Raw genomic sequence first — 17,956 nt, 5'->3', positions numbered from 1 at the left:
GATCGTGCCGACCGCGGGGTCGATGCTGGGAAAGAACAGCTTGTTGAAGACGAGCGCGCTGGCCGTGCCGTAGATCAGGAAATCGTACCATTCGACGGTGGTGCCGATGACGCTCGACCAGACGATCTGGCGCCTGTCCGCGTGCGTCACCGCGCCCGGCTCGGCGATCCGTGTCGCATCCAACGGCGCTGCGGCGTTGGGCATGGGGGGCATCCACTTTGCAGGAGGAATTTCCACTCCGTCTCATACAAGCGGCGTGCCAATTGCGGGCTCCGGTCGCGGGGGCGCTCCCACGCGACCTATGCTAAGCACCCGACCGATCAGCCCCGGGCGCTCAGGGATGACGCGTCAGCCGGAGGACCAGGACGAAACGCGAATGACGGTCACGACAGAGGTGCGGCGCGTCCAGATCGAGGCCGAGGCGCGCTCCCAGATTCAGGTGCTTGCCGAGGAGATCCGGCGCCGGCGGAAGAAGCGCGATCTCTCCCTCGAGGCCTTGGCGGCCGTGTCGGGGGTCAGCCGCTCGATGATCTCGAAGATCGAGCGCGGCGAGGCCGTGCCGTCGACGGCGGTCCTGTCGCGCCTCGCCGAAGCGCTGGACGTGACCTTCTCCCGGCTGATGGCGCCCGCCACCGACCTGGAGGTGCTGCTGATCCCGGCGTCCCGCCAGCCGGTGCTGCGCGACGAGGCGTCGGGCTTCCTGCGCCGCTGCCTCTCTCCGGTCCTGCCCGGGCGGGGGATCGACTGGGTGCTCAACACGCTGCCGCCGGGCGCCACCACGGGGGAGTTCGTCGCCCATCGCCGCGGCGTGTCGGAATACATCTTCGTGCTGAAGGGACGCCTGCGCGCCACGATCGGCGACCGCGCCCTCGTGGTCGAGGAGGGCGACAGCCTGTATTTCGAGGCCGATGCCGGGCACGCCTTCACCAATCTCGGCCCGGACGCCTGCCAGTATTTCCTGGTGATCGACGCGACGCGGCTGCGCTGAGGCCCGGCCGGCTCCTGCCGGCCGCCTCTGGCGCGCAGCAGCACCACCATGGGCGCGCTCACCCGATCCCAGGTCGAACTTCGGAACCGTCGTCACTGGGCGCCGTTGCACCGGCCTGCACTCACGGACGCGGAGAGGCTTATCGTGCGCGACCGCGAGCGACCGTCACGCCGCCGCCTGCTGCGCTCCGGGAGCGCCATCGTCACGGGCATGATGCTCGGGACGCGCTGGGCGGAGGGCGCCGAGACAGGCCCGGGCGCGCCGGGCGGAACCCAGACCGGCCGTCGATCGACGACCCTGGATCCCGACTACTTCAAGGGCATGTACGCCACCGAAACCGACCCCTGGCACTTCGCCACCAGCCCCTACGAGCGCGACAAGTACGCGGCGACGCTCGCGAGCCTGCCGCGGTCCCATTACACATCCGGTCTGGATGTGGGCTGCTCGATCGGCGTGTTCACCCACCAGCTCTGCACCCGGTGCGACGCGCTGATCGGACTCGATGTCGTGCCGTCGGTGCTGGAGGCGGCACGGGCACGCTGCGCCGATTGCCCGAACGTGCACTTCATGCTGGCCGCCGTGCCCGGCACGTGGCCGGACGGGCGGTTCGACCTGATCGTGATCTCGGAGGTCGCCTACTATCTCGACCGCGCCGATCTCGCCCGCCTCGTCGCGCGGGTCGCAGGCGCGTTGCTGCCCGGCGGCGACATCGTGCTGGTTCACTGGCTCGGCGTCACCCACTATCCGCTCTCCGGCGACGAGGCCGCCGAAGGCTTCATCGCAGGCGCGCGCGGCTTCGCGCAGGTGCTGACCCAGTCGCGAACCGCCGAATACCGGCTCGATGTGCTGCGGGGGCTCGCGTCCGGGGCGCCCCCCGTCCGCTGACCGCAGGCCGCCGCGTCAGCGCTGTGACCGGTCCGCCGCGTTCCGCGCCCGCGCGGTCGTGACGCCGTACAGCAGGAGGCCGGCCAGCATCATGAGGAGGCCCGCCAGCGACTGGAGGGGCCGGACGGCCACGAGGTGGACCAGCATGAACAGGGTGACGGCGAGGAAGATCAGCGGCGTGACCGGATAGCCCCAGGCCCGGCAGGGCCGCGGCAGGTCGGGCCGGGTGATGCGCAGCTTGATCAGCCCGAGCACGGTTAGGAACGCGCAGACGGTCAGGCCGAACTGGATGAAATCGAGCACCGCCTCGAAGCTCCGGGTGAGGAGCAGGAGGCTGGCGATGCCGGCCTGGAGGAGGATCGCGGCCACGGGCGCGCCGGTACGGGAGCGGCGCGCGAACAGACGCAGCAGCGGCACGTCCTCGCCCATCGCCACCGTGACGCTCGGGCCGATCCACATCAGCGCGCCGAGGCTCGGGATCAGGCCGGCGCAGATCAGGGCGCCGACGAGGCGGCCGCCCGTCTCGCCGAAGACGTGCCGCCCCGCGATCAGGGCGACATCGACCTGTCCGGCGAGTTCGGCCAGCGGCGTCGTGTAGAGGAACACCGCGTTCAGCGCGACGTAGAGCACGACCACGAGGCCCGTCCCGACGAACAGCGCCCGGGGCAGGCTGTAGGGCGGATCGGCCAGGTCGCCGACGATGTAGGTCGCCGCGTTCCAGCCCGAGTAGGCGTACATCACGAACACGAGGCTCACGGCGAAGCCGGCGCTGAAGATCTGCCCCGGGTCGAAGGCGCGCGGCGTGAAGCTGATCGGCTGGTCGCCGCCGGTGGCGAAGCCCGCGACGATGAACGCCGCGATCAGCGCGAGCTTCAGCAGCGTGAAGCCGACCTGGATGGCCTCGCCGCGACGTCCCCCGCGCAATCGGATGGCCGTGACGGCCCACAGGACCGCGAGACCGAGGGGGAGCGGTGGCACCCCCGGCAGGATCGCCTCGGCGTATTGCCCGAACGCCATCGCGGCCAGCGCCACCGGCGCACTGAACCCGACCGTGGCCGAGAGCCAGCCCGCCATGAACCCGATTGCCGGACCGTAGGCCCGTGTGAGGAGATTGTATTCGCCGCTCGAGCGGGGAAACATCGCGGCGAGTTCGGCGTAGCTGAACGCCCCGCACAGCGCGACGATGCCGCCGATGAACCACAGCAGCAGCAGCGCGAAGCCGGACTGGATGTCGCTCACCTGGAACCCGAGGCTGGTGAAGACGCCGATGCCGACCATGTCGGCGACCACGAGCGCCGTCGCCGCCAGGGTCGAGACGGCCGGTGGGGGGCCGGACGGCATCGGATCGCCGGTCACGAGCGTCTCCGCCGAGGCCTGTGCGCGTTCATCGCAAGCGCTCCGTGGGCCCGTTGCGGATCGGGCTGGCCAAGCCTTCGCGGAGGACGGCAGAGGTTCCGAGCCGCGACGTCGCCCGCCTGTCCCAGGGACGGCGATGGATCGGAGGCGATGAACCGGCATCTCTGACGATATGCGATTGGTCTATCCCCGGCCGCGAGGCCGGAAAACCATTTTTCCGCCGTCGAGGTCGAAACGCATCGGACGTCCGGATCCGAAACGGTGGGAGACGGGGCGAACCGCGATTCAGGCGACCCGGCCGAGCGTCTCACGCAAGGCGTCGGGGCGTGATCCGAGCCACGCATCCGCCTGACCCGGCTCCGGCAGCACGGTGCCGAATTCCAGGACAGGGGGGCCGGGATGTCGGAGATGTCGACCCAGACGTCCTGATCCGAGATGCCGAGGATCGCGCTCGTCTCCGCCATGATGCGTTCGAGCATCCTGGCCTTCTGCGCCCGGGTCCGGCCCGCCCGGTGCCCTGCGAACCGCCTACAGGCTCGGATGAAGGTCGCGGACCGGGCTGACCGCTTCCAGCAGCGCGGCGGCGTGCAGGATCGTCGCCTCCGCCTGCCAGCGACCCACCACCTGTACGTTGATCGGCAACCCCTCGTGGCTCGTCCCGAACCGCATCGACAGGCCCGGCAGGCCCGTCACGTTCAGCGGCACGGTCGCACCCTGGAGGAAGGTCAGGTCGACCGTCTCCCCGTTGACGACAAGCTCCTGGAGGCCGTGCTTGTGCGCCGGGACCGGTAGCACGGGCGTCAGCAGCAGGTCGTAATCCCGGAAGTAGGCGGCGTATCCGTCGCGGAGCCGTTCCGCGGCCTGCTCCGCCGCGATGTAATCCGCCATGGACGTGTCGGGCAGCGCCAGCATGGTCCTGGCCATCCTGTAGATCTCGTCCGGGCTGCGCCCGGCGGTCGCCTCCCGGAATGCCGGTTTCATCTCCATGACGTGGAGCTTGTTGAACACGTCCAGGGCGGAGTCGCGCTCCAGAGCCGGGATGCGCACGGCGTCCACGACGCAGCCCGCGCCCTCGAGGGCTTCGGCCGCCGCCCGGACGGTCGCTGCGACCTGCGTGTCGATGGGTCCGAAGCCGGGCTCGACCAGCCAGCCGACCCGGAGCGGACGGTCGGGCACGGCTGCCGAACTCGCGTTGAACGGGCCGGCGCTCGACGCGAAGCCGTCCTCGCCATCGGGGCCGGAGAGCAGCGAGAAAGCCAGCGCGAGGTCGCGGATCGAGCGTGCCATGGGACCGACGTGCCAGAAGCGCCGGGGCGCCCGCGGCCAGATCCCGGTCATCGGCACGCGCCCGTGGGTCGCCTTGAGCGAGACGATGCCGGTCTGCGCGGCCGGCCCCCGGATCGAGATGGCGAGGTCGGTGCCGAGGCCCAGCGGCGACATGCCCGCCGCCATGGCCGCCGACTCGCCGCCGCTCGAGCCCCCCGGCGTGCGCGAAAGGTCCCAGGGGTTGTTCGACCGGCCCGAGAGCAGGTTGTCGCTCTCGATCCAGTAGGAGAACTCCGGCAGGTTGGTCTTAACGAGCAGGATGCCGCCGGCCTTCTTCAGGCGGGCGACGCTCGTCGCGTCGGTATCCGGCCGGCGCCCCTTGAAGATGGGTGAGCCGCGCTGGGTGAGGACGCCTGCCGTATCGATGGAATCCTTCACGGTGAACGGGACGCCGTGCAGGGGGCCGAGCGCCTCGCCCGCCAAGACGGCCGCCTCGGCCTCCCGTGCGGCGGCGAGCGCGCCGTCGGCGACGGTGACGATGGCATTGACCTTGGGGTCGACCGCCCGGATGCGGTCGAGGTGGGCCCGCACGACTTCGACGGGCGAGAGGTGCCGTGTGCGGATCAGATCGGCGAGCCGGGTCGCGTCCGAGAAGACGATGTCGGTGGTCATGGGCTGAGATCCTTCGAGACCGCTGATGCGGGTGGATCGCCGTGGCTTGGCCAGGCGACGATCCTGGGCGATGATGTGCGAGGACGACGCGGGGGCTGCCCTCAGCGGTTCGCGAGGCGTGTGACCAGACGCTCGGCGGCGGGTCCGGACGAGGCAGGGTTCTGGCCGGTGATGAGCAGGCCGTCGGTGACGACGTACGGCTCCCAGTCGGCGGCCTTGGCGTACGTGCCGCCGTTGCGCTTGAGTTCGTCCTCGACCAGGAACGGAACGACCCGGGTGAGGCCGACGGCCTCCTCTTCCGTGTTCGCGAAACCGGTGACGTTCCGGCCCTCGACGAGGGGCTTCCCATCAGGCGTCTTGGCATGGCGCAGGACGCCGGGGGCATGACAGACCAGGGCCAGGGGCTTGCCGGCCCCGAGTGTCGCCTCGATCAGCTCGATCGAGGCGGGGTCCTCGGCGAGATCCCAGAGGGGGCCGTGCCCGCCAGGATAGAAGACGGCGTCGAAGCCCGCGTGGCTGACGGCATCGAGCCGCGCCGTATCAGCCAGCACCGCCATGGCCGCCGCGTCCGCTTCGAAGCGGCGTGTCGTATCGGTCTGGACGTTCGGCTCGGCGCTCTTCGGATCGAGCGGCGGGCGGCCGCCCTTGGGCGACACCAGGACCACCTCCGCACCCGCATCCTTGAACACGTAATAGGGGGCCGCCAGCTCCTCCAGCCAGAAGCCGGTCTTCCGGCCGGTGTCGCCGAGCTGGTCGTGCGAGGTCAGTACCATCAGGATCTTCATCGTCGGTCTCCGGGGTCTCTTGCTTCGGTGGCAGGGGGGGGGCGAGGCGCCGGGCCTGCGTGCAGGGCGCCGGCGTGGGGATGGCGGATCGGCGCTATCGCGCCCTCGTGGTGCGTCCCGCGGCTTGGTCGCGCGCCGACGCCGCATTCGCAGGCTGGCGTTCCGGGTCCGCCCCGCGGACCTCCTCGACCCTGGCCATGCGGACGGCGCCGATGGTCTCCAGGGTGATCCGCTCCTGAGCCGACGCGCCCGGTGTGCCCAGGAGTGCCATCAGGCCGGCGGCCGCGAGGGAGGCGGCGGCGAACGTCTTCGTGCGGTGAGACATGGTTCTCTCCTTTCCGATGCTGTCCCCCGCCGGCCCGGGGGACGTGATGGCTGACGTTTTGAGTAGACCGGTCGTCTTATTTTTTTGGCCATTTCGGCGTCGTATCGCCAACGCCGAGGGGTCGATCAGTTCGAAGGGCTCGGTCCGTTCGAAGCGAGCCCGAGGATGCGCCGGGTCGTTCCCATGGCGGCCTCGAACGGTGCGTCGGTCCGCACGATCTTCGCCATCAGGCTCGCACCGAGCCAGATGTGATACAGATCCTCTGCAGCCGTGTGCGGTTCGCTCTCGACCTTGAGCGAACCTTCCGCCACGCCGGCCGCGATCGCCCGCGACACGCGGTCGATGATGCCGGCGGTGCCGCCCTTGAGGGCGAGGCGCATCGCTTCGGAGAGGTCCGAGACCTCCGCCGCGAGCTTAACGGCCAGGCACTTGCGCTGATAGTCGATATTCCCCTGTGTCGCCTGCCACTTCCGCCAATAGTTCATCAGGCGTTCGGCATGGCTCAGCCCCGGCTCGGCGAGCGTCGTATCGAGATCGGCGAGATAGCTTTCGAAGTAGTCTGCCAGAAGGGCCTCGCCGAAGGCCTCCTTCGAGCCGAAATAGTGGTAGAACGACCCCTTCGGCACACCGGCAGAGGTCAGGATCTCGTTCAGCCCGACCCCGGAGAACCCCTTCGCGCCCACGAGGCCGTAGGCGGTGTCGAGGATATCCTGCCGGGTGTCGGTGTGTGCGGTGGCGCGTGTCATGAGGACCAGATAGACTCGATTAGACCGGTCGTCTAGAGGGGCGCACATTTTTTTGCCGGAGGGGTCTCGCGGTACGCCCAACCGGCTCCGAGGCCTCACGCGCGCCAGCCGCCATGCCCGAGCCGATCGCGGGGTGAATGCCGACCGCGCGGGGACGAGGACCTCGACGAGGCCGGTCACCACGAACGCGGCACCGCCGCCGCGGAGACCTGCGGCGTCGGCCGAGGGCTCCCGCCTCCGACAGGCATGGTAGCCTGCTTCCGAGACGCCGGGCCCGCGGGCCATGACGGCGATGGGACAGGTGCCCGGTCGGCGCTCGTGAACCGGAAGATACGGATCAGGGCCTCACGTGCGGCGGCCATGAGGGTCTCGGTCCTTGCCCCCCGGCGATCCTCGTTCTGATCAGCCACTGCGCCCCAGTTCCGGAGGGCCCGAGCCGAAGCTTCGAACCCACGGGCTAGGTCTGCGGGGTCACCTCCGATGCGGACCCGATCGGCGAACCGACGGCGCAACGCAGCGGGATAGGGCGGACGTGGGTGGGGCATCGGTGGCACCCCGTGGGAAAGCCTGAAGGGCTCCACGAGAGCGGGTCCACATCAGCGACGCAAGGTCACTCGCAGCCGCTCGATCGCCGCTGAGCACCGAACGCTATGGTCCACCAGAAAGGCCTGGTGGTGCGGGCAGTCAGGCTCGAACCGGTCTCTGGTTTGCGCGCGTTCACGCACGGATCTGTCAGCTTCCGAGCAGGGACCTTTCAAGCATCGAGCAGGGATTTCTTACGCAGCTGGCACGGATCTCTTTGCCGACGCCCAGAGACGCATCCGAAATCAAGGGAATGATTGACGTCGCGACGGCGATGAACCCACGCATCGCGTCGCCGTCGCCTCGGAGCGCGCCACGCCGGAGCCGATCTAACGGGCGGTGGTCGGCACTGAAGCAGCTCTGAGCTATTCCGCGAACTCAGCCAAAGATCAGATTGGACCTATCACTCAGCCAAAAAACGAGCACAGGGTATATTGGTTGAGGATGAGCTATGACGATGTCAGCCTTCGACCCGTCTTCGGGATTTTTAGATTGACAACTCTGAGAACTGTCGGCGATAAAGCTTTCCAACGGAGCAAGCGCCGGGATGCCCGGGGCACTTTCCTTACCGCCTGACCCGCACGCGATCCCGCGTGCGTGCTGGCGCAGATGGAGAGCGCCCAGATGGCCCGTACCGCGTTCAAGAACAAACGCCGACGCCAGGAAGCCGCAGCCGAGATCGAGCGCCTCGGCTTCAACAGCCCGATCAACCATATCCGGAAGGCGACCTTCGGTCTGATCGAGGTTCGGGAGAACGGTAGCGTCAAGAGGAGGTTTCTCCTCGACGTCTACTTCGATAAAACGAGCGAGGATGCGGCGCGCGGCGTGATCGGCGCCATACGTCAACAGACATGGCTGACCAAATTCCTCATCGACAAGGGTATTTTACACGCTTCCAAAGTGGAAAATCTAGACATCGCGGCCACAAAACTGCGGTTGGCCCGTGACGCGCTGCTCTGCGATCACGCTCATCTGCAAGCGGCGCATATCTGCTGCAGGATCCTGCCGGAGATTCAGCGGGCGTACGAGGCCCACTATCCAAGCAGCCGTCCGATCCGAACGCTCGTGCCCTTCGAGTGGAAGCCGGAGGTCGACGCCATCAGGCCCGGAGTCGAACGCGCCGCGGCGCGGCGGATGGCGGCGCAGCGGCGTCGGGCCGGGGGATCCGAGGTTGGCTACCGCAAGCCGCCGGTGCACACGCGCTGGCGACCCGGCCAAAGCGGCAACCCTTCGGGCGCGGCGCGGGCCACCGGTGATCCCTGGGACGCCCACCGCAAGGCCATGATGAAGCTCATCGGCGTCTCGTCCGGCGGACGCACGCGCAAGGCGACGGCGATCGCCGTGGCGGTCCGGCAGCTGTTCACCGCGGCGATGCACGGCGTGTGCGGGGCACACCAGCAGGTGAGGGAGCTCCTGATCATGCTGGAGGGGCTCGGCCTTCTCTCGCCGCCGCCCAAGGCGCGACGTCGGCCCCGCCTCACGGTCGGCCAGAAGGCGGATTTGGCAGCTCGGTAGAAGCACGCGTGGAGGCTCCTGCTGCCGACGGTCAAGGCTCGGTTGCTCGAGGAACACCAGCGGGTCTACGGGCCGATCCCGCCGTTCGAGACGACGCTGGAGCGCCAGCTCGCGGATCGACCGATCGCGTCGGCGCCGCCCGCACGGATCAGGACGCGCTCGCGCCCGCCGGCCCCCGCCGTGACCGCGCCAGCGGTCCATCCGCCGCCGTCCCTGCCGCGCGTCCGAACACGGTCCCGCCTGGGAGGACAGAGCGATGACTAGGAACCTGAAGGCCGCCCTGCTGAAGCGGGATGCCGAGCGCAGGGCCCGAAGGAAGCAGCCGGCTTCCGTCCCCAGCCTCACAACGCCGCATCGTAACGATCTCATGCCGAACCTGTGCTTGGTCCGGCGTGATCCCGCGAACCTTCGCCCTGCGGAGCGGAAGATCCATAAGCTCGATGAGACGCATGTGGCGCAGATCGCGGCCTGCATCGCGACCGTGGGGTTCGTTGATCCCGTCTTGATCGATACGGATGACAGGATTCTCGACGGGGTCAGTCGGGTCGAAGCGGCCAAGCGCCTCGGCCTCGAAACCATCCCGTGCGTGCTGGTGGAGATCACGACGCCGGAGCAATGGGAGCTCATTAGGCTCGGCGTGAACGTGCTCTCCGAGAAGGCGACCTACGACCTCGCGTCCATCGAGGTCATCCTGCGTGAGCTGGTGGTCGCGGGGGCGCCGATCGAGGTCGTCGGGATCGACACCGTGCTGATCGACGCGATCCGGCTCGGGGATGAGGACGATGAACCCGACCCGGCCGATCTCGTGCCGAACCCAGCCGCGATCGGCGTGACGCGACAGGGCGATGTCTTCAGCTGCGGCGATCACCGGGTCGTCTGCGGCGACGCGCGCGAGGCGGCCGACTGGCTGGGTAAGCTCGCGGTTGGACCGGTGCGCCTTGTGCTGACCGATATACCCTACAACGTGGCTATCGCCGGACATGTGACGCGCGGCGATCATCGCGAGTTCGCGATGGCGAGCGGCGAGATGAGCGACGAGCAGTTCGCCCGCTTCAACGACGCTTGGATGAGCCAGGCTGCGGAGTGTCTCGTCGATGGCGGGCTGCTGGCGACCTTCATCGACTGGCGGGGGTTGAGCGCGGTCGACCGCGCCGCAGGTCGCCTCGGGTTGGAACAGCTGAACCTCATCGTCTGGGGCAAGACCAACGCCGGGATGGGCGGCCTGTACCGGTCGCAGCACGAGCTGATGCCGCTGTTTAAAAAAGGACACGCACCCCACCGCAACAACGTGAAGCTCGGGCAGAACGGACGCTGGCGCACGAATCTCTGGACCTATCCCGGCGCTTCGACGGCTGGATCCGACGCACGGCGGGGTCTCGCCGATCACCCAACGGTGAAGCCCGTGGCGATGCTGAAGGATGCGCTGCTCGACGTAACCGATCGCAGTGAGACCGTGCTCGATCCCTTCCTTGGGTCCGGCTCGACCTTGATCGCTGCCGAGCTGACGGGTCGGCGCTGCGTCGGGATCGAGATCGACCCGCTCTATGTCGATCTCATCATCCGGCGTTTCGAGGACACGACGAAGACCGAGGCCGTCCATCTGCAGAGCGGCGAGACCTTCGCCGCGCTCGCGTCCCGTCGTGAATCCGAACCGGCCCCGGTTCGGTCGGGGAGCGCAGCGAGTGATGGGCGTCGCGTCGGCCGATCTCGGCCAGCCCGCGGGTCATGACCCGCTCCCGACTCTCGGGTGGCGCGAGGCTGCTCATGAGGGCGTCGGCTCCAGCGTCGCTACGCGTTCGTCGCTGAGGCGCCGGCGCGCAGCGTGTCAACGAACCAGTCCATCGCTTCGAGGAAGCTGGCGGTGGCCTCGGGGGTGAGCGGTGCGAGCGGGATGGTCTTGCGCTTAGATACCGCGTCCAGTGGCAATCGGATGCCCGGCACCGCGTTCAGCCGGTCGAGCAGCGTCTGCCGCAGCCCGAGATCGTCGAACACCGGCTTGCCGAGCATATACCCGAAGTACACCGCCATCGTGCCGTCGCTGAACATCCGCAGCGCCGGGATGGCGACCCCGTCCTTCTCGAACACCGCGCCCAGCGCGCCGAACGTGGGATTGGCATTGAAGGCGACGCGGTCCGCCCGACGGTGGATTCAGGCGACGATCGCCCGGGCGGTGGCGAGCACCGCCGCGTTGCCGCACGCGGCGATCTCCGCCATCACGCTCGCTTCGTCCCAGGCCCGTTTGGGCAACGCCGCGCGGCCCGGGCCGCCCTTGCGGTCTTTGGCCGCCTCAGAGCACAATCGGCACCAGCGTCTTCAGCCCCTGGCCCTCGTACTGGCGCAGCTCGACTGCCAGCACCTCGGCCGGCTGCATTTGCCGGTTGAGGAACTCGACGACGCGACGCAGCTCTGGTGGCACACGATCGGCGACGAACAAGAGCCGCACCCGCCCGGCCTGAAGGTTCGTGCGCACGCCCTCCCAGAACGCCTCCGGATCGGCCTCCGGTCCGATCAGATCTCCCAGCACAACGCCGGGATCGCGGCCCTCGGCCTCGCAGCGCACTGCGAATACTGCCCGTAAGGTATCGAGCGGCCAGTGCAGCACCAGCTCGCCCAGCGGCTGGGCAGCCCTCAATCGTTCGTGGCCAAGTACGAAGGCGGAGAGCGTCGCCTAGACCTCGTCGAGTTCATCGCCATCGCCCGTGCGGTCGAAGCCGACCCACTCAAGCTGTTCGCTCGGCTGCTCGATCCGGACGGTATGAAAGTGGCGGGCGATACCGTGCCATGACGGCTGACCCGACCCTACCGGCTACTCGGCGCAGAAACCGGACCTTCGGCTTTGCGCCCATATCAGCCGTTCAGTCCGCTTGGGGCTCGTCTACAAAGCGGCCAATGCCGGGATTAGCGCGCCCTTTGATCGAGGATGCGAGCATCGATCCGGTTTGTATCGGAGAAGATGAGGCGCGTCGCGGTGCGGGCTTGAAGTTCGTCCGGCTCGATACCCGTCAGGAGTTCGCGGACAGACAGCCCATCGGGCGTGACGTCGAGGACGGCAAGATCCGTAAAGATGCGGTCGACTACGGCTGGTGCCGTGAGCGGGTAGCTGCAGCAATCCACGAGCTTAGGCTGGCCGTCCCGCGTCGTGTGCTCCATCATCACCCAGATCGACTTGGCGCCACAGGCGAGATCCATCGCGCCACCGACGCCGGGAACATCACCGGGCTTGCCCGTCCACCAGTTCGCGAGATCGCCCCGGGCCGACACTTCGAAGGCGCCGAGCACCGCTACATCCAAATGGCCGCCGCGCATGAGGCCGAAGGAGAGAGCGACGTCGAGGTAGCTGCCGCCCGGAAGGACCGTGACCGGCCGTTTGCTGGCGTCGATGCTGTCGTGATCTGCCGCGCCGCTGTCCGGTAAGGCGGCGAAGTTGATGATCCCGTTCTCGCTGTGCAGGACGATGTCCTGGGCTGGCTCCACATAGCGACTGACGAGGCCAGGCAGGCCGATTCCGAGATTGACGACGGCCCCATGTGGGAGGGCCCGTGCGACGCGGCGGGCGATGTCGTCGCGGCTGAGTGGCGTCATACGCGAAGCCTCTGCTGAACGATCCGATCGACGAGGATGCCGGGCGTGATCACGGCCTCTGGATCAATGCCGCCGACGTCCACGATCTCGCTCGCCTCGGCCACGACCATGCGGGCGGCCGTAGCCATGACCGGCGCGAAGTTGCGCGCGGTCTTGTTGTAGGTGAGGTTGCCCATCAAATCGGCCTGCCGCGCCCGGATCAGGGCGAAGTCGGCAGTCAATGGCACCTCCAGCACATAGTCGCGTTCCCCGATCGTGCGGACCTCCTTGCCCGCCGCGAGGAGTGTCCCTACCGAGACCGGGGAGAAGTAGCCGCCGAGCCCGGCCCCGGCGCAGCGCATGCGCTCGACGAGGGTCCCCTGCGGTACCAGCTCCAGATCGACCTTGCCTTGACGGTAGAGCGCGACGAAGGTCGGCGAGGTGCGCGGATAGCTGCAGATCACCTTGCGCACGAGGCCTGCGCTCAGCCAGTCGCTGATGTCCCCCGTGTGGAAGCCGGCGTTATTGGCGATTACGGTGAGGTCGCGCGGCCCGCGTTCAAGCACGGCCGCGACTAGGCCGATGGGGACGCCCGCGTCTCCGAAACCGCCGACCATCACCGTGTGGCCAGTCTCGATTCCCTCGACCGCCTCATGAAATCCGGCCGCGCGCTTGTCGATCATCGCGGCGCCTCCGGGTTCAGTCGACCACCTCGACGCCGGGCCAAGTCCGCGCCGATCCTGTCACGCATCATCTCGGTGGTCCCATCGACGTAGGCCACGATTCGCGCCGCAGCGAGGTGGCGGCCGAACGGCAGGTCGGCGCGCAGCCCGACGCCTCCCATCGCCTGCATGCAGGCGGCCACGCCCGAGAGCGCCATATCGGCGGAAAACCGCTTGGCGTGCGCCGCCGCGAGCGTAGCATCGGCGCCCGCGGCAATCCGCTGCGCGGCGCTGTAGGTCAGAGCACGCGCCGCCTCCAGGCCGGTGGCGACGTCGGCGAGGCTCCAGCGCAAGCCTTGGTGCTCGATGAGCGGGCGACCGAAGCTGTGCCGAACCCGCCCGTGGTCTACAGCACGCGCTAGACTATCGGTGACGATGCCGCAGGCCATGGCGGAGACGTGGATACGCGCACCGGTGATGCCTGTCAGCGCCCGCTTGAACGCCTGCCCGGGTGGCGCGAACAGGTCGTCGTCGGCCACGAATACGCCGTCGAGCACGATCGTCGCAGCACCGATCGCGTGGCCGCCGATCAGCGGAACGTCGGCCACGCGCGAGACGCCATCCGCGTGCAGCTCGACCAGAAAGCTGGCGATCCCAGCTGCCCCGCTGCCGGGCTCGGTCTGCGCGTAGACCAGGGCGAGATCGGCGTGCGCGCCGTTCGTGACCCAAGCCTTGGTTCCGTGCAGGCGCCAGCCCCCGGCCGCCCGCTCCGCCCGCGTCGCGATCGCTGAGAAATCGCTGCCTGCACCCGGTTCGCTCAGGGAAACCGCGGCGATCCGCTCGCCGCAGATAAGGCTCGGTAGGTGACGCCGGACCTGGCTCTCCGAGCCCTCGCGTTCGATCCGCGTCGCCATCCCCTGTGCGAGGTTCAGCGCGAAGGTGCTTGGCAGGCAGGTCCGAGCCATAGCTTCGGCGAGGCCGATCTTGCACAGGTAGCCGAGACCGGATCCTCCACGTTGGCGGGAGACCTCAAGCCCTATTAGGCCGGCTTCAGCATAGGCCCGGAAGACCGGGCGCGGCAGCGCTGAGCCGGCGTGCTCCCAGGCGGCGGCGTGCGGAGCGATCTCGGACAGCGCCAGTGCGCGGCCACGCCGGACCGCCTCGCGCTCCTGAGCCGACAACAGTAGCCCATCGGCCTCCATCGGATCCTCAGCCACGGCGCACATTCCAGAAGATCGCGAACCCGTCGACGAGGTCCTTGATGTTCGAGCGATAGGCCGTCGGCGCGAAGAACTGGCCGAGTGGGATGTAGGGTACGCTCACGAAAGCCGCGCGCTGGATCGCAGCGGCGAGGGCCTTCTGCTCGGCAAGATCCCCGGCCAAGAACCAGCGATCCCGCAGCTCCTCGATTTTAGGGTCGCTCGGCCAGCCGAACCATGCCTGCGCCCCGTTGGTACGCAGAGCGAGGTGACCGGCCGGATCGGCGAGATCGGCACCCTCGTAGTTCGTGCAGAACGCGCTCCACCCGCCCTTGTCCACTGGGTCGCGCTTGTAGCGACGCTGCTGCACCGTGCCCCAGTCGAGGGACTGGTAATCGACGTTCAGCCCGATCTTCTGCAACGTCTCGGCGGCGACATCCGACATCGCCTTCAGAGCAGGGAAGTCGCTGGATACGATCAGCGCGACGGGCTCGCCTTTGTAGCCGGCCTCGACGATCGCCCGCTTGGCGGCCGCGAGGTTGCGTGGGCCGGTCACCACCTCCATCCCCGCAGCGGAGGCGAGCGGGGTATCCGGGCAGAAGAAGCCGACGCCGTCCCGCCACAGGCTCCGGTCGTCGCCCGCCACCGCCTGCATGAACTCCGACTGGTCGAAAGCCGCGAGTACGGCGCGGCGGATCCTCGGATTGTCGAAGGGCGGCTGCAGATGGTTCATCCGGAAGACGCCGATCAGGCCCTTCGGATCGAGGATCTTCACGCCTACGCCCGGGCTCGATCTCAGCATCGGCAGCAGGTCGATCACGGGGTAATCGATCCAATCGACTTCGCCGGCCCGAAGCGCCGATGCCGCCGTGCCCGGATCGGACATCGTGATCCACTCGACGCGGTCGAAATGCACACGCTTCGGCCCCGCGGTACGCGAGACCGTGCCGTCGTCCCGGGGCTTGTAGGGGGCAAACCGCTCGTAGACGTTGCGTGCTCCGGGCACTCGCTCGTCGGGGCGGTAACGGAACGGTCCTGAACCGATGATCTCCGTGATCTGCTTGGACGGGCCGACGGTCGCCAACCGCTCTGGCATCATCGCCGGAAAGAAGGCGGCGGACTTGCCGAGCGCGTGGGGCAGGAAGGGAAACGGCGCCTTCAACCGGAACACGATGGTGCGGTCGTCCGGCGCTGCGAGCTCGTCGGTGGCGGCCATCAGCGCCTGGCCGAAGGCATCCTTCGCCCCCCACCGACGGATGCTGGCGACGCAGTCGCGCGCCAGCACGCGCTCTCCGTCGTGCCACAGGAGACTATCACGCAGGGTGAGGCGCCAGAGGCGTCCGTCGGCCTCGATCCGGTGACCCGCCACCATCTGCGGGCTCGGCTCGAAATTGGAATCCTGGCCGTAGAGCGTGTCGTAAACCATGAACGCGTGGTTGCGCGTGATGATCGCCGAACTCCAGATCGGGTCGAGCACGCCGAGATCCGTGCGCGGCACGAAGCGTAGAGTCTTCGCGTCTGCCCCCAGAGCCAACCGCGGCGCGGCGAGCACAGCGGCAGCGCCTGCGATCAGGGTGCGACGCGTGGGGCTCGACGTCATCGGCAGCCGACCCTCAGAGTTCGAGCGTGACGTTTACCCGGGCGCGGGAGACGCAGGGCATCATCCGGTCCTGGCGCTTGGCGACCGGCAGCACGACGTCGCGGTGGATCACGGTGCCGTCCCGGTATCCGCACTCGCAGGAGCCACACACGCCGATCTCGCAGGACGAGGGCATCGCAAAGCCGTGACGGCGCAGGATGTCGAGCAGCGAGACATCCGCGGGAACGTGAACGACCGCCCCTGTCGAGGCGATCAGCGCGTCGAAGGGTTCCGGTTTGTAGTTCTCGTCGGCCATCGGCGCGAAGTGCTCGACATGCACCTGCTCTACCGGCCAGCCGGCGGTTTCCAGCGTGACCTGTACGGCATCGGTGAGCCTTTGAGGCCCACAGGCATAGATATGAACGCCGTCCTCCGGCGCACCGAGCGCCGCGGGGTCGAAGCGCGAACCTTCCGAGGAGAACCAGCAGCGGAGCCGGTCGCCGCAGAGCGCCTGCAACTCGGCCAACAGCGGGGCATTCTCGGCGGAACGGGCGCACAGATGAATGACGAAATCGGCACCGCGCGCGGCGAGATACCAGGCCATGGCGGCGAGCGGCGTCACACCGATTCCGCCGCCGATCAGGACGTGGCGCCGTGCCTCGACGGCCACGCCGAAGTTGTTGCGCGGATGGGACACGTGCGCGACGGCGCCCGGGGTGAGGTTGTCATGCGTCCATAGCGAGCCGCCACGGCCCGCATCCTCGCGCTTGATCGCCATGACGTACCGGCTCCGATCAGCCGGATCGCCACACAGCGAGTACTGGCGCGTGCGCCCGTCCGGCAGACGAAGGTCGACATGCGCGCCGGGTTCCCAAGCAGGCAGTTCGGGACGCTGTGGGTGGGCGAAGGTCAGCCGCACCACCTCCGGCGTAGTGGCGACGGCCTCTACGACCGTCAGCCTCATGACGATGCGGGCGGACATGGCCTCAATCCAACAGGGTGATCGGGTCGCCCGGGCGGATGATCCCGCCGCGCTCGATCCCGCAATTCAGGCCGGAGCGATTGTAGAGCGGCAGGTAGACCGGCTGCCCCAGCAGTTCCTCTAGATACTTGCATGGGAAGTTCAGGCGACCGCCGCGCAGGATCACCTCACCGACCTGGAATCTGCGGCCGACGAGATGATTGAGCGGTACGCCGCGCACGGTGAGATTCCGGCGGTGATCGACGGGCGAGAGATGGATCGGGCCGCCCTGAAGCGGCGGATCGTTGCGCGCGAGAGCATCGAGCGCCTCCTGCTCGATGAGTGTCACCTCGCGAGTGTCCGGCTTGGGCGAGTAGGTCCCTGTCCCGAGAAAGTAGCGATCGCCCTCGATGCCGCGGCCAGCGACGCAGTAGGCCTCGGCCAACTCCTCCATCTCGTAGCTCGCCGCCGGCGCAATGTGGATGTTGAGCAGCGTCCCGTGCCAGCCGGTCGCCCCTCCGGGCACGCCGGTCGCCACCGAGCCGGCCGCGTGCGCGAAGGCTTCGACATGGCGGGGTGCGGATGTCGCGCTCATCGCGCCGGCCCCGTCGCCAGCGCGATCGCCTCGACTTCGACCAGCGCGTCGCGGGGCAGGCGCGCGACCTCGACTGTCGAGCGCGCCGGCGCCGCGCCGGGGAAGTGTTCGGCATAAACCGCGTTCATCGCGGTGAAATCGTTCATGTCCTTCAGGAACACGGTGGTCTTGGCCACGCTCGCGAGGCTGGCGCCTCCGGCCTCCAGCACCGCGGCGAGGTTGGCCAGCGCGCGGCGGGTCTGCGCCGCGATGCCCTCCGGGAACGCCCCCGTCGCCGGG

Annotated in this window: 19 protein-coding genes and 1 pseudogene; 5 read left to right on the top strand and 15 right to left on the bottom strand. The window is 68.5% G+C overall.

Annotation, left to right across the window (positions count from 1 at the left end):
- Window positions 1–204: pseudogene (locus MKK69_RS17400) on the bottom strand (MFS transporter); the annotation flags it as partial.
- Between the two features lie 172 nt (window positions 205–376).
- Between MKK69_RS17400 and MKK69_RS17395 the strand changes: the two are divergent.
- Together MKK69_RS17395 and MKK69_RS17390 are read left to right on the top strand one after the other, a co-directional pair.
- Window positions 377–988 carry a helix-turn-helix domain-containing protein gene (locus MKK69_RS17395; RefSeq protein WP_243969835.1) on the top strand — a complete coding sequence of 204 codons (612 nt, stop codon included), beginning with the start codon at window positions 377–379 and terminating at the stop codon, window positions 986–988.
- Between the two features lie 321 nt (window positions 989–1,309).
- On the top strand, window positions 1,310–1,873 hold the full coding sequence (locus tag MKK69_RS17390) for a class I SAM-dependent DNA methyltransferase (protein ID WP_243969839.1): 564 nt from the start codon (window positions 1,310–1,312) through the stop codon (window positions 1,871–1,873).
- Window positions 1,874–1,888: 15 nt separating this feature from the next.
- Here the strand turns inward: MKK69_RS17390 and MKK69_RS17385 are convergent, their stop codons facing one another.
- The 5 genes from MKK69_RS17385 to MKK69_RS17365 form a co-directional block, all read right to left on the bottom strand.
- Entirely contained in the window at window positions 1,889–3,214 is a 1,326-nt protein-coding gene (locus MKK69_RS17385; RefSeq protein WP_243969837.1) for an APC family permease, read from the bottom strand.
- 543 nt (window positions 3,215–3,757) lie between these two features.
- Entirely contained in the window at window positions 3,758–5,167 is a 1,410-nt protein-coding gene (locus tag MKK69_RS17380; RefSeq protein ID WP_243969833.1) for an amidase, read from the bottom strand.
- Between the two features lie 101 nt (window positions 5,168–5,268).
- Window positions 5,269–5,952, bottom strand: coding sequence for a type 1 glutamine amidotransferase domain-containing protein (locus MKK69_RS17375; protein WP_243969831.1), 684 nt, complete (start codon window positions 5,950–5,952; stop codon window positions 5,269–5,271).
- Window positions 5,953–6,046: 94 nt separating this feature from the next.
- Window positions 6,047–6,277, bottom strand: coding sequence for a hypothetical protein (locus MKK69_RS17370; RefSeq protein ID WP_243969830.1), 231 nt, complete (start codon window positions 6,275–6,277; stop codon window positions 6,047–6,049).
- Window positions 6,278–6,402: 125 nt separating this feature from the next.
- Window positions 6,403–7,023: a TetR/AcrR family transcriptional regulator gene (locus tag MKK69_RS17365; protein WP_243969828.1), complete on the bottom strand. Its 621-nt coding sequence runs from the start codon at window positions 7,021–7,023 to the stop codon at window positions 6,403–6,405.
- A 1,179-nt stretch (window positions 7,024–8,202) separates the two neighbouring features.
- Between MKK69_RS17365 and MKK69_RS17360 the strand changes: the two genes are divergently transcribed.
- Together MKK69_RS17360 and MKK69_RS17355 are read left to right on the top strand one after the other, a co-directional pair.
- A complete protein-coding gene (locus MKK69_RS17360) occupies window positions 8,203–9,120 on the top strand; it encodes a DUF5681 domain-containing protein (RefSeq protein WP_243969826.1) in 918 nt (305 codons plus the stop codon).
- Between the two features lie 256 nt (window positions 9,121–9,376).
- Entirely contained in the window at window positions 9,377–10,849 is a 1,473-nt protein-coding gene (locus MKK69_RS17355) for a DNA modification methylase (RefSeq protein ID WP_279598450.1), read from the top strand.
- Between the two features lie 59 nt (window positions 10,850–10,908).
- On the opposite strand, the gene MKK69_RS17350 is transcribed toward MKK69_RS17355, so the two are convergent.
- A complete protein-coding gene (locus MKK69_RS17350; RefSeq protein ID WP_243969823.1) occupies window positions 10,909–11,205 on the bottom strand; it encodes a hypothetical protein in 297 nt (98 codons plus the stop codon).
- A 202-nt stretch (window positions 11,206–11,407) separates the two neighbouring features.
- Window positions 11,408–11,722, bottom strand: coding sequence for a hypothetical protein (locus tag MKK69_RS17345; protein WP_243969821.1), 315 nt, complete (start codon window positions 11,720–11,722; stop codon window positions 11,408–11,410).
- Here MKK69_RS17345 and MKK69_RS17340 point away from each other — a divergent pair.
- Window positions 11,714–11,905 (top strand): helix-turn-helix domain-containing protein, encoded by a 192-nt coding sequence (locus MKK69_RS17340; RefSeq protein WP_243969819.1) that lies wholly within the window; start codon window positions 11,714–11,716, stop codon window positions 11,903–11,905. The two genes, MKK69_RS17345 and MKK69_RS17340, sit on opposite strands and share 9 nt — an antisense overlap.
- 113 nt (window positions 11,906–12,018) lie before the next feature.
- Here MKK69_RS17340 and MKK69_RS17335 read toward each other — a convergent pair whose 3' ends face one another.
- The 7 genes from MKK69_RS17335 to MKK69_RS17305 form a co-directional block, all read right to left on the bottom strand.
- The gene (locus MKK69_RS17335; RefSeq protein ID WP_243969817.1) at window positions 12,019–12,702 is read right to left on the bottom strand and encodes a 3-oxoacid CoA-transferase subunit B; all 684 of its coding nucleotides are present in this window, start codon (window positions 12,700–12,702) and stop codon (window positions 12,019–12,021) included.
- Window positions 12,699–13,364: a 3-oxoacid CoA-transferase subunit A gene (locus MKK69_RS17330; RefSeq protein WP_243969816.1), complete on the bottom strand. Its 666-nt coding sequence runs from the start codon at window positions 13,362–13,364 to the stop codon at window positions 12,699–12,701. Before MKK69_RS17330 ends, MKK69_RS17335 begins: the two co-directional genes overlap by 4 nt.
- The gene (locus MKK69_RS17325) at window positions 13,361–14,545 is read right to left on the bottom strand and encodes an acyl-CoA dehydrogenase family protein (protein WP_243969814.1); all 1,185 of its coding nucleotides are present in this window, start codon (window positions 14,543–14,545) and stop codon (window positions 13,361–13,363) included. Before MKK69_RS17325 ends, MKK69_RS17330 begins: the two co-directional genes overlap by 4 nt.
- Window positions 14,546–14,552: 7 nt before the next feature.
- Entirely contained in the window at window positions 14,553–16,142 is a 1,590-nt protein-coding gene (locus tag MKK69_RS17320; protein WP_243969812.1) for an ABC transporter substrate-binding protein, read from the bottom strand.
- A gap of 13 nt (window positions 16,143–16,155) precedes the next feature.
- Window positions 16,156–17,103, bottom strand: a complete 948-nt coding sequence (locus tag MKK69_RS17315; protein WP_243969810.1) for a PDR/VanB family oxidoreductase — start codon at window positions 17,101–17,103, stop codon at window positions 16,156–16,158.
- Window positions 17,104–17,107: 4 nt separating this feature from the next.
- Entirely contained in the window at window positions 17,108–17,677 is a 570-nt protein-coding gene (locus MKK69_RS17310) for an MOSC domain-containing protein (RefSeq protein ID WP_243969809.1), read from the bottom strand.
- A partial coding sequence (locus MKK69_RS17305; protein WP_243969806.1) for a Rid family hydrolase occupies window positions 17,674–17,956 on the bottom strand: 283 nt, incomplete at its 5' end. The genes MKK69_RS17310 and MKK69_RS17305, both read right to left, overlap by 4 nt.

It is taken from the genome of Methylobacterium sp. J-026 (assembly GCF_022829585.1).
GTDB lineage: Bacteria > Pseudomonadota > Alphaproteobacteria > Rhizobiales > Beijerinckiaceae > Methylobacterium.
The sequence above is the reverse complement of the archived record's forward strand: the minus strand, read 5'-3'. Positions and strand labels throughout refer to the sequence as shown.

Bases quoted from the DNA above. Each gene is read 5' to 3' on its own strand.
- MKK69_RS17325 (WP_243969814.1), bottom strand. From the start codon at position 14,545: ATGGAGGCCGATGGGCTACTGTTGTCGGCTCAGGAGCGCGAGGCGGTC.
- MKK69_RS17385 (WP_243969837.1), bottom strand. From the start codon at position 3,214: ATGCCGTCCGGCCCCCCACCGGCCGTCTCGACCCTGGCGGCGACGGCG.
- MKK69_RS17330 (WP_243969816.1), bottom strand. From the start codon at position 13,364: ATGATCGACAAGCGCGCGGCCGGATTTCATGAGGCGGTCGAGGGAATC.
- MKK69_RS17315 (WP_243969810.1), bottom strand. From the start codon at position 17,103: ATGTCCGCCCGCATCGTCATGAGGCTGACGGTCGTAGAGGCCGTCGCC.
- MKK69_RS17380 (WP_243969833.1), bottom strand. From the start codon at position 5,167: ATGACCACCGACATCGTCTTCTCGGACGCGACCCGGCTCGCCGATCTG.
- MKK69_RS17320 (WP_243969812.1), bottom strand. From the start codon at position 16,142: ATGACGTCGAGCCCCACGCGTCGCACCCTGATCGCAGGCGCTGCCGCT.
- MKK69_RS17355 (WP_279598450.1), top strand. From the start codon at position 9,377: ATGACTAGGAACCTGAAGGCCGCCCTGCTGAAGCGGGATGCCGAGCGC.
- MKK69_RS17375 (WP_243969831.1), bottom strand. From the start codon at position 5,952: ATGAAGATCCTGATGGTACTGACCTCGCACGACCAGCTCGGCGACACC.
- MKK69_RS17395 (WP_243969835.1), top strand. From the start codon at position 377: ATGACGGTCACGACAGAGGTGCGGCGCGTCCAGATCGAGGCCGAGGCG.
- MKK69_RS17365 (WP_243969828.1), bottom strand. From the start codon at position 7,023: ATGACACGCGCCACCGCACACACCGACACCCGGCAGGATATCCTCGAC.
- MKK69_RS17310 (WP_243969809.1), bottom strand. From the start codon at position 17,677: ATGAGCGCGACATCCGCACCCCGCCATGTCGAAGCCTTCGCGCACGCG.
- MKK69_RS17390 (WP_243969839.1), top strand. From the start codon at position 1,310: ATGTACGCCACCGAAACCGACCCCTGGCACTTCGCCACCAGCCCCTAC.
- MKK69_RS17335 (WP_243969817.1), bottom strand. From the start codon at position 12,702: ATGACGCCACTCAGCCGCGACGACATCGCCCGCCGCGTCGCACGGGCC.
- MKK69_RS17370 (WP_243969830.1), bottom strand. From the start codon at position 6,277: ATGTCTCACCGCACGAAGACGTTCGCCGCCGCCTCCCTCGCGGCCGCC.